General features: G+C 68.3%; 9 protein-coding genes. 5 read left to right on the top strand and 4 right to left on the bottom strand.

Going from position 1 to position 10,238, the window contains the following annotated elements; genetic code table 11:
• The 5 genes from LPN03_RS14735 to LPN03_RS14715 form a co-directional block, all read left to right on the top strand.
• Positions 1–1,258: HRDC domain-containing protein (locus tag LPN03_RS14735; protein WP_262454815.1), on the top strand; the 1,258-nt coding region annotated here is incomplete at its 5' end.
• Between the two features lie 188 nt (positions 1,259–1,446).
• The gene (locus LPN03_RS14730) at positions 1,447–2,700 is read left to right on the top strand and encodes a thiolase family protein (protein ID WP_262454814.1); all 1,254 of its coding nucleotides are present in this window, start codon (positions 1,447–1,449) and stop codon (positions 2,698–2,700) included.
• Entirely contained in the window at positions 2,697–4,838 is a 2,142-nt protein-coding gene (locus LPN03_RS14725) for a 3-hydroxyacyl-CoA dehydrogenase NAD-binding domain-containing protein (RefSeq protein WP_262454813.1), read from the top strand. Before LPN03_RS14730 ends, LPN03_RS14725 begins: the two co-directional genes overlap by 4 nt.
• A gap of 99 nt (positions 4,839–4,937) precedes the next feature.
• Entirely contained in the window at positions 4,938–5,387 is a 450-nt protein-coding gene (locus LPN03_RS14720; protein WP_165182853.1) for a Rieske (2Fe-2S) protein, read from the top strand.
• Positions 5,380–5,931 (top strand): GNAT family N-acetyltransferase, encoded by a 552-nt coding sequence (locus LPN03_RS14715; protein ID WP_262454812.1) that lies wholly within the window; start codon positions 5,380–5,382, stop codon positions 5,929–5,931. Before LPN03_RS14720 ends, LPN03_RS14715 begins: the two co-directional genes overlap by 8 nt.
• 66 nt (positions 5,932–5,997) lie before the next feature.
• Here LPN03_RS14715 and LPN03_RS14710 read toward each other — a convergent pair whose 3' ends face one another.
• From LPN03_RS14710 to dxs, 4 genes are read right to left on the bottom strand one after another with little or no spacing between them, the layout of a single operon-like run.
• Entirely contained in the window at positions 5,998–6,975 is a 978-nt protein-coding gene (locus LPN03_RS14710) for an aldo/keto reductase (protein WP_165182852.1), read from the bottom strand.
• Between the two features lie 39 nt (positions 6,976–7,014).
• Positions 7,015–7,617, bottom strand: coding sequence for a hypothetical protein (locus LPN03_RS14705; RefSeq protein ID WP_165182851.1), 603 nt, complete (start codon positions 7,615–7,617; stop codon positions 7,015–7,017).
• Positions 7,614–8,174, bottom strand: a complete 561-nt coding sequence (locus tag LPN03_RS14700) for a DUF402 domain-containing protein (protein ID WP_165182850.1) — start codon at positions 8,172–8,174, stop codon at positions 7,614–7,616. The genes LPN03_RS14705 and LPN03_RS14700 overlap by 4 nt, the downstream gene beginning before the upstream one ends.
• On the bottom strand, positions 8,171–10,162 hold the full coding sequence (gene dxs, locus LPN03_RS14695; RefSeq protein ID WP_262454810.1) for a 1-deoxy-D-xylulose-5-phosphate synthase: 1,992 nt from the start codon (positions 10,160–10,162) through the stop codon (positions 8,171–8,173). The genes LPN03_RS14700 and dxs overlap by 4 nt, the downstream gene beginning before the upstream one ends.
• Positions 10,163–10,238: the final 76 nt, after the last annotated feature.

Raw genomic sequence — 10,238 nt, 5'->3', positions numbered from 1 at the left:
TGACGGCGTCCGCGTGGAATTGGGCGAACTGCCCGACGTGGTGGAGCTCAACGACCCCCGCGAGGGAATCCCGGAAGTGGTCTCGACGGAGCCGGCGCTCCGCCGCTGCGCAGCCGCCCTGGCCGCAGGCCACGGTCCGGCCGGCGTGGACACCGAACGGGCCTCCGGCTTCCGCTACGGCCAGCGTGCCATGCTGGTGCAGATCCGCCGCGACGGCGCCGGAACGTGGCTCATCGACCCGGAGGCATTTGACAACCTGGCCATCATTGGCGAGGCGCTCCGCGGCGTCGAATGGATCCTGCACGCCGCCAGCCAGGACCTGCCGTGCCTGGCCGGCGTGGGCATGTGGCCGGACAGGCTCTTTGACACCGAACTGGCCGCCCGCATTGCCGGGCTGCCCCGGGTGGGACTGGGTGCCGTCGTCGAATCCCTGCTGGGCTACCACCTGGCCAAGGAACATTCCGCGGCCGACTGGTCCACCCGCCCGCTGCCCGAAGCCTGGCTGCGGTACGCCGCCCTCGACGTGGAAGTCCTGGCCGAGCTGGAGGAGGAACTGGTTGCAGTGCTTGCGGCTGACGGCAAGCTGGACTACGCCGCACAGGAATTCCAGCACCTGATCGACGCCGGGGTGCCGGCGCCGCGGACCGACCCGTGGCGCCGCACCTCCGGCGCCCACACCATCCGCAACCGCGTGCAGCTGGGCGCCGTGCGGGAGTTGTGGGAAACCCGCGAACGCCTGGCCGAGCACCGCGACATTGCCCCCGGCCGGCTGATCCCCGACTCCGCCATTGTTGCCGCAGCGAAGGCCATGCCCACCACTGTGCCGGCGCTGCTTGGCCTGGCGGGGTTCCACGGCCGGGCCGCCAAGCGCGACGCCCCCAAGTGGCTCCACGCCCTCCAGACTGCCAGGAACAGCTCCGACCTTCCGCCCCTGCAGGCCCACACCAACGCCCCTCCCCCGCCGCGCGTCTGGGCGGACCGCGATGCCGAGGCCGCGGCCCGGTACGCGACCGCCAAGGCGCGCCTGGGGGAACTGTCCGCGGAGCTCAACATTCCGGCGGAGAACATCCTCACCCCCGACCACCTGCGCCGGGTCTGCTGGCGGCCGCCGCTGCCCGTGACGGAATCGTCCGTCTCAGCAATGCTGGCGGAACTCGGCGCCCGCACCTGGCAGCTGGAGCTGACGGTGCCGCTGCTGGCAGACGCCCTGGCCCACCCGGAGCCGCTGCCGCCGAAGGAACCCCGGAACGCCTCCTAGTCTCTCCCGAGCGGGCACTTAACGTGGATGTTCCACGAAAACATCCACGTTAGGTGCCGGTTCGCGGGGGTGGAAGGGGCCGTGTTGAAGTCTAAGTTACCGACGAGTAACATGATGCGTGACACAGTCGTGCACTTCCTGGGAAGCGTCCGGCGCACACGCATGTCTTTCGCTAAGAGGAGTTACAGGTGAGCCAGAATCGGCAGATCAGGGACGTCGTGTTTGTGGACGGCGTCCGCACCCCCTTTGGACGGGCCGGGGAAAAGGGCATTTACGCCTCCACGCGGGCCGATGACCTGGTGGTGAAGTGCATCCGCGAACTGATGCGCCGCAATCCCTCACTGCCGCCGGAACGCATTGACGACGTCGCCATTGCCGCCACGTCGCAGAACGGCGACCAGGGCATGACGATCGGGCGCACCGCGGCCCTGCTGGCGGGGCTGCCCCGGTCCGTGCCCGGCTTTGCCATCGACAGGATGTGCGCCGGCGCCATGACCGCAGTGACGACGACGGCCTCCGGCATCGGCTTCGGCGCCTACGACGTGGTCATTGCCGGCGGCGTGGAGCACATGGGCCACCACCCCATGGGCGCTGGGGCCGATCCCAACCCGCGCTTCCTCGCCGAGCGGCTGGTGGACCCCGCTGCCCTGAACATGGGCAACACGGCCGAGAACCTGCACGACCGCTTTCCTGCCATCACCAAGGAACGCGCGGACGCCTATGCCGTGGCCAGCCAGGCCAAGTTTGCGGCGGCCAGCGCCAACGGGCAGATCCAGCCGGACCTGGTGCCCGTCGCCACGCTCAAGGCCGAACAGGGCTGGACGGTCCAAACGGTTGATGAGCCGCCCCGTCCCGGCACCACCCTGGAGGACCTCGCCGCCCTCCGCACCCCGTTCCGGGCCCACGGCCGGGTCACGGCAGGCAACGCCGCGGGCCTGAACGACGGCGCCACGGCCGCCATCCTGGCCTCGGCCGAGGCTGCGCAGGAACTGGGCCTGCCAGTCAAAATGCGCCTGGTCACCTACGCATTTGCCGGCGTCGAGCCTGAAGTCATGGGAATCGGCCCGGTCCCGGCCACCGAAAAGGCCCTGCGCCTGGCCGGGCTCACGATTGACGACATCGGCCTGTTTGAAATCAACGAGGCCTTTGCCGTCCAGGTGCTCAGCTTCCTGGACCACTTTGGCCTGGACGACGCCGACCCCCGGCTCAACCGCTACGGCGGCGCGATCGCCGTGGGCCACCCGCTGGCCTCCTCCGGCGTGCGCCTCATGAACCAGCTGGCCCGCCAGTTCGCCGAAGACCCCTCGGTGCACTACGGCCTGACCGCCATGTGCATCGGCCTGGGCATGGGCGCGGCCGTCATTTGGGAAAACCCGCACTTCACCCCCACCGAAGCCCCAGCGGTTTCGACAAGCTCAACCACCGAAGGGAGCGCAGCATGAGCGCCCAGGATTACGGCCAGCTCACCGCCCTGTTTCCCGACGAGGTGGTGACACACTCCTACGTCCAGGACATCGCCCTGCCGGGGGTGGATGGCGCACCGAGTGCCGGCACCCTGGCCCTAATCACCCTCGACAACGGCCTGGACCACCGGCGCCCCAACACCCTGGGGCCGAACACCCTGGTGGAATTCGGCACGGTGCTGGAAACCCAGCGTGGACGGGCCGCCCGCGGGGAAATCAAGGGCGTCGCCGTCATCGGCAAGCCGTACTTCCTGGCGGCGGGCGCCGACCTGTCCGCCGTCAAGGGCCTCAAGGACCGGGAGGCCGGGCTGCACATGGCCCGGCTGGGCCACGACGTCTATTCGACCCTGAACGAGCTGGGCGTGCCCAGCTTTGTGTTCATCAACGGCCTGGCCCTGGGCGGCGGGCTGGAGATTGCACTCAACGCCAACTATCGCACCGTGTCCACTGGCGCGGGCGCCCTGGCCCTGCCCGAGGCCTTCCTGGGCCTGGTGCCCGGCTGGGGCGGCGTCTACCTGCTGCCGCGCCTGATCGGCCCGGCCAACGCCGTCCAGGTCATGATCGAAAACGCCCTTTCCAACAACCGCACGCTCAGCGGCGCCGCAGCCTTCAAGCTGGGCATTGCCGACGCCCTCTTTGAACCCGCCGACTTCCTGGAGCAGTCCGTTGCCTGGGCGGCCCGCGTGCTGGCCGGCACCGAAACGCCCGGCCGCCCCAACGCCGTCCCCGAACCCGTCAGCGAGGAAAACAGCACAGCTTGGGATGCCGCCGTCGAGCGTGCCAAGAAGTTTGTGGAGGCCAAGACCTCCAACGCCGCCCCGGCGCCGGCGAAGGTGATTGAACTGCTGGAAAAGGGCAGGAACTGGACCAAGGAGGAGTCCTTTGACGCCGAAAACGAGGCCCTCGCGGAGTTGATGCTGACACCGCAGTTCAAGGACACCGTGTACGCGTTCCTGGACCTGGTGCAGAAACGCGGCAAGCGGCCGGCCGGGGCGCCCGATGCCAAGCTGGCCCGGCCCGTCACAAAGGTGGGGGTGGTGGGCGCCGGGCTCATGGCGGGCCAGTTTGCCCTGCTATTCGCCCGCCAGCTCAAGGTGCCCGTGGTCATGACGGACATCGACCAGGCGCGGGTGGACAAGGGTGTTGCGTACGTGCACGGCGAGGTGGAGAAGCTGCTGGCCAAGGGGCGGATCAGCCAGGACGCCGCAAACCGGACCAAGGCTCTGGTCACGGGCTCGGTCTCCAAGGAAGCCTTTGCGGACGCCGACTTTGTCATCGAAGCCGTGTTTGAAGAGCTGAATGTGAAGAAGGCTGTCTTCGCCGAGGTGGAGGCCATCGTCTCGCCGGAGTGCATCCTGGCCACCAACACCTCCTCGCTGTCCGTCACGGCCATGGCGGCGGACCTCCTGCACCCCGAACGCGTGGTGGGCTTCCACTTCTTCAACCCGGTGGCGCTCATGCCGCTGCTGGAGATTGTCCGGGCCCCCAAGACCGACGACGCCGTGCTGGCCACCGCGTTCGCCACCGCCAAGGCCCTGCGCAAGACGGCAGTGCTGGTCAAGGATGCAGCCGCTTTCGTGGTGAACCGGGTGCTGCTGCGCCTCATGGCCGAGGTGTCCAAGGCCTTCGATGAGGGCACCGACGCGCACACTGCGGACAATGCGCTGCGGCCCATGGGCCTGCCCATGACGCCGTTCACGCTGCTGGCCATGGTGGGCCTGCCGGTGGCCCAACACGTCACCGAGTCAATGCACGCCGCGTTCGGGGACCGCATTGCCGTCTCCGCGAACATCCAGGCTCTGATCGACTGCGGCAAAAAGGGCTTGTGGGAGCTTTCGGAGGACGGCACCCGGCACATCCCCGAAGAGACCCTCGCCCTGCTGAGCTTCGGCAGCAGTCCTGCCACCGCGGAAGAACTGCTGCGCCGGACCCAGGACGCGCTGGCCGAGGAGATCGGGCTGATGCTGGCCGAAGGCGTGGTGGCCGGGCCGGAGGACATCGACCTCTGCATGATCCTCGGCGCCGGCTGGCCCATGCACCTGGGCGGCATCACGCCGTACCTGGACCGGGTGGGGGCTTCCGAACGGGTCAACGGCAGGCACTTCCACCCGGCCTAAGCCTGCTCCACCGCACGACGGCGGCGGCCCACCCGGGGTGCGCAGCCGCCGTCGTGCGGCATTTGGCTTTCACCCAGCATTGGCTGGAACAATGGGCCCATGACCTCACCACCTCCCTCCCGCCGCGCCGTTTTGCGTTCGTCCACCGTCGCCGCGGGCGGTGCCTGCGCGCTGGCCCTGGCGGGGTGCGTGCCCGCTGTGTCGGCTGGCCCCAGCCAAGGTTCCACTCCCGGCACCATCCCGACCACTGGAACCCCCGTCCGGGTGGGCAAACTCTCCGACGTGCCCGTGGGGTCCACGGCACAGGGCAAGGCCAACAACGTCAACATTGTGATCTTCCGTGCAGCCCAGGACAAGGTGTACGCCTACTCCGACGTGTGCACGCATGCCGGCTGCGAGGTCGCCCCGAGCGGGGCGGACTTCAAGTGCCCTTGCCACGGCTCCGTGTTCAAGGGCGCGGACGGAACCGTCATCACGGGACCGGCAAAACAGGCCCTGCCCCGCTACGCGGCCGCGATTGACGGCGAGTGGATCACCGTCAGTGTCTGAATCCGCCAGGGCAGCCCTGTTGCCGGGCAACGTCACGATCCGGCCCGTGCGCGCGGTCGATGCCCAGGCACTCGCGGACGCCTACGTGCTCAACCGCGCATTCCTGCAGCCGTGGGAACCCATCCGGGACGAAAGCCACTACACCGCCGAGGGGCAGCGCACTTCTCTGGACGGCGCGCTGGCCGAAGAGGCCGCCGGCCGGGGCGCCTTTTGGCTGTTGGTGGACGGCCAGCGGGTGGTGGGGCGCATCTCACTCACTGACATTGTGCGCGGCGCCTTCCAGAACGGGCACCTGGGCTACTGGGTCGCCGAGGATTTCCAGGGGCGCGGACTGGCCACGGCGGCGGCACAGTTTGTGTGCGCCCATGCGGAGCGCGAGCTGGGGCTGCACCGGATCCAGGCCGGCACGCTGGCGCACAACATTGGCTCCCAGACGGTGCTCCGGCGCTGCGGCTTCACGGCCATTGGGACCGCGGAGACGTACTTGTTGATCAACGGCACGTGGCAGGACCATGTGCTGTTCCAAAGGATCCTGCCGCGCTGAGTGTGGCTGCCCACTAAGTCCGGCGCCGCCCTGGCGCCGGACCCTGGCGCCGCACCCCGGCGCCGCCTAGAAGAGTGCCACCCGGGGGTTCTTGGGGAAAATGGTGTCCAGCTCGGCCAGCTCGGCTGCCGAGGGCTTCCAGGAGGCCGCCTGGGCATTCTCGCGCACCTGCTCCGGCCGGGTGGCCCCTGCGATGATACTGGCCACCGACGGCTGGGCGGCGAGCCAGGAAAAGGCCACCTGGACCTCGCTCAGGCCCCGGGCCGCGGCAAAGTCGCCAAAGGCAGCCAGCTGGGCCAGGTCCGCCCCGGCCAGCATGTGTCCGCGGGTGTACGTCAGCCGGCTGCCCTCGGGCGCCTTGCCTGAACTGTACTTGCCGGTCAGCAGCCCGTTCGCCAGCGGGTAGTACGGCATGACGCCCAGGCCGTAGGCCTCCGCGGCCGGCGTGACTTCAAGTTCGGCGCGGCGGTCCAGCAGGTTGTAGTGGTTTTGGCTGGCGACGCAGCGGTTCCCGCCGGACATCCTGGCCGTGAATTCCGCTTCCGCAATCTGCCAGCCCGCCATGTTGGAGTGGCCAAGGTAGCGCACCTTGCCCGCGGTGACCAGCTCATCCATGGCCGCCAGCGTCTCTGCAAGGGGCGTGTAGCCGTCCGGGGAGTGGTAGTAGTACAAGTCGATGTAGTCGGTGTCCAGGCGCCGCAGGGAGGCCTCCACGGCCTGCATGATGTACTTCCGGGAGCCGCGCCGGCCCCAGTCCACGCCGTTGGCGCCTTCGGCGTCGAGCCCGAACTTGGTGGCCACCACCACGTTCTCCCGCTCCCCGCCCAGCGCCTTGGCCAGCATGGCTTCGCTTTGGCCGGGGAAGCCTCCGTACATGTCCGCGACGTCAAAGAGCGTGATGCCGGCTTCCAGCGCCGCATGCACGACGGCGTTGCTCCCCTCCTGCGTTTGTGTCGCCGATCCAACGCGGCCCAGGTTGTTGCACCCCAGCCCCACGGTTGAAACGGTCAGTCCGGAATTGCCCACTTGGCGAAAGTCAGTCATGCTTCCACACTATCGAATCCGCTGCATCGAATCCGCCGCCTAGAGGGAGAAGGCAGTGCCGCCCGTGGGCGAGTGCCGGGCCTTGATGGCGGAGAGGTCCCCGGCCGGGGCCACGCCGATGCTCAATTTTGTAAAGTCAAGCTTTTCCTCGCGGATGCAGGTCTTGACGTTGGCCACGGCCCGGGCCGGTTCCGGGGCCAGGATGTAGATGTTCAGCTTGCCGGTGGAATGGGGCCCGGCCACAAACTCGCTCTTTTCCACCACGCCGCTGCCGCGCCAGGCCAGGTGCGCCGTGAGCGCCTCGCGGGCCTTCTCTTCCAGGTACTTGTCCCGCTCGCCGGCCTTGGCATTCTTCAGGGCAAATTGGGCCACCACGGTGAACTGCTCCGCGCGCGAAAGCTCGGCGTAGCCGTCGGCGTGGCATTGTTCGGTGAAGGCGGCAAGCATGCCCAGTGCCTCCTCAACAGTGTCCACCTCGGCATCCTTGGACGTGCTTTGGTGCCCCACGGCGCCGTGGTTGACCACAAACCAGGAGGCGTCGCCGTCGGCCTCCCCCGCCTCAACCCAGGCCTCCCGGAAAACCAGGGCGCCGGCGTCGTCCGTCTTGTACATGCGGACAATGTTGGGATCGGTCCCGCTCATGGGAGTGTCCTTCCTAAGGTGAACCAGGCCGAGTCTCGGCCGTCAAAGGGTGCCTGGCGGTCTGCAACCGCAGCCGCCAGGCTGGCGCAGGCCGCCTCCATGCGGGAGCACAGGGCGGGCGGATAATTCATTTCCAGGCGGTGCCGGGCGAACTCGTCCTCGTCGTCAACATATACGCCGCGGTCCCTGGTGCGGATGACGTCCAGGTCCATGTCGACCAGGTGGAACTCCACCACGCCGGGCCGGATGCGCCGCCAGGACGGCTCCGTGGCCAGGTCGATGTACAGCTCGACGCCGTCCGGGTGGGCGCCGTCGTAGAACGTGGCGACCCAGTCCCCCTGGTGCGGGATCAGCAGGACGGCGTCGGAGGCCGTGTAGAGGGCGGCCCCGGGCCGGGAGATGAACTCGCCCGTGCCCTGGAACACCCAATGCCCGTTGCTGTCGGAGCCCAGGTAGCGCCCCGGCACCACCCAGTGGGCAAAGCCGTTGAACTTGCGGTTGCGGGCCACCACGAGGTCGCCGGGACGGGGCGTGTCCCCCTGGTCCGGTGCGGTCACAGGATGGGCAGCTGGCCGGTGCGGGGCGTTGCGGTTCCGGGCAGCGGCCGGGCAAAGGGAACCTTGGTGCCCAGCACCTGGTCCACCACGTCCTGGGCCACGCGCTGGGCGGTCAGGCCGACCCGCTCCAGCACCTCGGCGCGGGTGCCGTGGTCGAGGAATTCGACGGGCAGGCCCACCTCGTTCAGGGCAGTGTCCACGCCCGCCCCGCGCAGTTCCTGGCGGATTCTCGAGCCCACGCCGCCGGCCCGCACGCCGTCCTCGATGACAATGACAATCCGGTGCCGGGAAGCCAGGGCAATGAGCGAACGCGGCACGGGCAGCACCCAGCGCGGGTCCACCACGGTGGACGTGATTCCCTGTGCGCCGACCCTGCCGGCGACGTCGAGGGCAAGTTCGCTCATGGCGCCCACGCTGACGATCAGCACGTCCGTTTCCGGGTCGGAACCGGTTCCGGGCATGTCATGGGAGGTGCGGGCCAGGATGTCAACGCCGTCGGAAAGACGCTCCAGGGCCTTGACCTCGGGGCCCACCTTGCCCTTCGAATACCGCAGTACGCTGGGGGCGTCCGAGATGGCAACGGCCTCCCGCAGCTCCTCGCGCAGCCTGACGGCGTCTCGCGGGGCGGCCAGGTGCAGGCCCGGCACAATTTGCAGCATGGACAGGTCCCACATGCCGTGGTGGCTGGCGCCGTCGGGCCCGGTCACCCCGGCCCGGTCCAGGACCACCGTGACGCCGGCCTGGTGGAGGGCCACGTCCATGAGGAGCTGGTCAAAGGCCCTGTTGAGGAACGTGGCGTACATGGCAACCACGGGGTGCAGCCCGCCAAAGGCCAGGCCCGCCGCCATGGTCATGGCGTGCTGTTCGGCAATGCCGACGTCGATGACCCGGTCCGGGTGCCTGTCGGCGAATTTTTGCAGCCCCACGGGGATCAGCATGGCACCGGTGATGCCCACGATGTCGTCGCGCTCATCGGCAATCTGCGCAATTTCCTCACCGAAAACGCCCGTCCAGGACTTGCCGCTGGGCGTTTCCACGGCGATCCCGGTGGCGGGGTCGATGATGCCGACGGCGTGGAACTGGTCGGCCTGGTGGGCGCGGGCAGGCGCGTAGCCCCTGCCCTTTTGCGTAAAGGCGTGGACGATGACGGGGCCGCCATAATTTTTGGCGGTGCTCAGGGCCGCTTCCATGGCCTTCTCGTCATGGCCGTCCACGGGGCCCACGTACTTCAGGCCGAGGTCGTCAAAGAGGCCCTGCGGGGCCCACCAGTCCTTGATGCCCTTTTTGGCCGCATGCAGCCCCTTGTAGACAAACTGGCCCGCCGAGTTGCCGTCCTGCAGGCGCTTTTTGGCCCAGGACATGGATGCTTCGTATTTCCGGTGGGTGCGGACGTGGTCGATCGCGGGGCGCAGGGACGCCAGGTAGTCGGCCAGCCCGCCAACCGTGGGCGCGTAGGACCTCCCGTTGTCATTGACCACAATGACCACCTTGCGGTCCTTGTCGGCCGCAATGTTATTCAGTGCCTCCCAGGTCATGCCGCCGGTCAGGGCGCCGTCGCCGATGACGGCCACCACGTACCGGTCCGTCTCGCCATTGATGGTGCGGGCCCGTGAAATACCGTCGGCCCAGGACAGGGACGACGAGGCATGGGAGCTTTCAACAATGTCATGGACGGATTCGCCGCGGTCGGGGTAGCCGGACAGGCCGCCCTGCTGGCGGAGCGTGGAAAAATCCTGCCGCCCGGTGAGCAGCTTGTGGACATAGGACTGGTGCCCCGTGTCGAAGACCACGCTGTCGCGCGGCGAGTCAAAGACGCGGTGGATGGCCAAGGTCAGCTCCACCACGCCCAGGTTCGGTCCCAGGTGGCCGCCGGTCTGGGACACGTTGCTGATCAAAAAGGCCCGGATTTCCTGGGCCAGGGCGTCCATTTGTGCGTCGCTGAGCTTGCTCAGGTCCCGCGGATGCTTGATCGTTTCCAAAAGTCCCATAAGTACCTCCCTGGGTGCACTGTCAACGTCTAACAATATCGCGTCCCGCCGCCACCGCCGGACAGGGAAGGGCGTT

It is taken from the genome of Arthrobacter sp. A2-55 (assembly GCF_025548615.1).
Classification (GTDB): Bacteria; Actinomycetota; Actinomycetes; order Actinomycetales; family Micrococcaceae; genus Specibacter; species Specibacter silviterrae.
Note: the sequence above shows the minus strand (reverse complement) of the source record. Positions and strands in the feature narration are given on the sequence as shown.

Coding starts and splice junctions, on each gene's coding strand:
- LPN03_RS14725 (WP_262454813.1), top strand. CDS start 2,697: ATGAGCGCCCAGGATTACGGCCAGCTCACCGCCCTGTTTCCCGACGAG.
- LPN03_RS14720 (WP_165182853.1), top strand. CDS start 4,938: ATGACCTCACCACCTCCCTCCCGCCGCGCCGTTTTGCGTTCGTCCACC.
- LPN03_RS14710 (WP_165182852.1), bottom strand. CDS start 6,975: ATGACTGACTTTCGCCAAGTGGGCAATTCCGGACTGACCGTTTCAACC.
- LPN03_RS14705 (WP_165182851.1), bottom strand. CDS start 7,617: ATGAGCGGGACCGATCCCAACATTGTCCGCATGTACAAGACGGACGAC.
- dxs (WP_262454810.1), bottom strand. CDS start 10,162: ATGGGACTTTTGGAAACGATCAAGCATCCGCGGGACCTGAGCAAGCTC.